The sequence below is a fragment of the Rhodococcus sp. (in: high G+C Gram-positive bacteria) genome (assembly GCF_049591685.1).
Classification (GTDB): Bacteria; Actinomycetota; Actinomycetes; order Mycobacteriales; family Mycobacteriaceae; genus Rhodococcoides.
Genome location: NZ_JBAWFH010000262.1, coordinates 1 through 1944, shown reverse-complemented (window position 1 = coordinate 1944; position 1944 = coordinate 1). Strand labels below are relative to the sequence as shown.

2 protein-coding genes are annotated in these 1944 nt (G+C 66.9%); both read right to left on the bottom strand.

Annotation, left to right across the window (positions count from 1 at the left end; all coding sequences use genetic code 11):
- Positions 1–938 (bottom strand): IMP dehydrogenase (locus WBQ44_RS11085; protein WP_495566740.1); only part of this gene is annotated, 938 nt, incomplete at its 3' end.
- Positions 939–956: 18 nt separating this feature from the next.
- Positions 957–1823: a DMT family transporter gene (locus tag WBQ44_RS11080; protein ID WP_495566741.1), complete on the bottom strand. Its 867-nt coding sequence runs from the start codon at positions 1821–1823 to the stop codon at positions 957–959.
- Positions 1824–1944: the final 121 nt, after the last annotated feature.

The window sequence follows — 1944 nt, the reverse complement described above, 5'->3', positions numbered from 1 at the left end:
GGGCGGCCGACGCCGGTCATCATCCGGGTCGTACACATCGCACCCGGACCGACTCCCACCTTGACGATGGTGGCGCCCGCGGACACGAGGTCACGGGTACCGGCTGCCGACACGACGTTTCCCGCCGCCAGGGGAACACCCAGATCCAACGAGGCGATGGCAGCGAGCGCGTCGAGCATCTTCTCCTGGTGCCCGTGCGCGGTGTCGACGACGAGCAGGTCGGCGCCGGCCTCGACGAGCGCCTTTGCCTTCGTTGCAACGTCGCCGTTGATGCCGACAGCAGCAGCGATGCGAAGCCGACCACGAGCGTCGACTGCCGGGGTGTAGATGCCCGTCCGCACAGCGCCGGTGCGGGTGAGAACCCCGGCCAACATCTGGTCGCCGTCGACGAGCACCGCGAGGCTCTCGTGAGCGGATTCGAGCGCCTCGAACACCGAGCGCGGGGACGCATCCGCGGGCATCGTCACGAAATCGGTCGCCATGACCGACCGGAGTCGGGCGAACCTGTCCACGTCGACGCACGCTGCTTCGGTGACGACACCGACCGGCCTACCTGCCTCGACGACGACCACGGCGCCGTGAGCGCGCTTGTGCATCAATGCCAGGGCGTCCGACACCGAGGCGTCGGGTGTCAGCACAACCGGTGTATCCGCAACCAGATCACGGCTCTTGACGAACGCCACGGTGTCCGTCACCGCATCGATCGGAAGGTCCTGGGGAAGAACAGTGATGCCACCGCGTCGGGCGACGGTCTCGGCCATCCGACGGCCGGACACCGCCGTCATGTTCGATACGACGATCGGAATCGTCGTGCCGGAACCGTCCACGGTGGAGAGGTCGACGTCGAAACGGGACGTCACGTCGGTTCGATTCGGGACGAAGAACACGTCGTCGTACGTCAGGTCGTAAGGGGGCCGCTGGCCTTCGAGGAACTGCACGTTGCGCCAGCGTACCGGTCAGGCAGCGTCGGCGCGTTCGGTGACCTCGGCATGGGACCGAGAAAGGGCGACGGTTGCGAACACCATGACGGCCACGCTCGCAGCGATGACGGTCAAAGCCCATGCGTCGTCACGCACACGCTCGTCGAGAACGGTAATTCCCAGGAACGCCGCACCAAAGGGCTCGCCGATGGTGACGGCAGGTAGCGACGCCGACAACGGGCCGGATTGGAATGCGCGTTGTTGCAGGTAGAAGCCGGCGATGCCGCATCCGACGAGTGCATATGTCTGCCATGCCGTGAGTGCTCCCAACGGATCCTTGTCGATTCGGTCGGTGACGAACTTGGTGAACGCGACGGCGACGCCGAACAACAGCCCACCCGCAGCTCCCAGGGACAGCGCGCGCGGACCGGGGTCGTGCAGTGTGAACCCGGCGACGATGCAGGCGCCGATCACCGCTGCGGCAACACCCAGCGGAATCGCCCAGTCTTCGAGCGGAGCATTGGAGTGGCCCTCGGTCGGGTCTCCCACAACGATGAACACTGCAAGTGCCCCCGCGAGCGACAGTGCGAGCAACCAGATCTTCGGCGTCATGCTGAAATTGGAGAACTTGGCGGAAAGAGGCAGCGCGAACAACAACATCGACACCACCAGCGGCTGCACGACGAGTACGGAGCCGACCCACAGCGCGGCCACCTGAACGAGGTAGCCGCCGAGGTCGCCGACGACTCCAGCCCACCACCGCGGGCTCCGAATCAGTGCGGCGAGCAGCGGCTCGCCGTCCGGGACCGACGCCGCAGCGCTCTGTTGCGCTACCGAGGCGCAGGCGAACAGGAACGCGGCGAGCAGTGCCAGGACAATGGGGAGCAACGCCACGCCCGTCACCGCCGTCCTGTTCTGCGAGAGCGGTTGGAACGGGAGACGGTCGTCCTGGGCCCACGTCCGCGCCCCGATCCCGGTTCCGTGTTCACCGGGACGGTGGCCGGTATGCCCGGCGGTGTTCGGG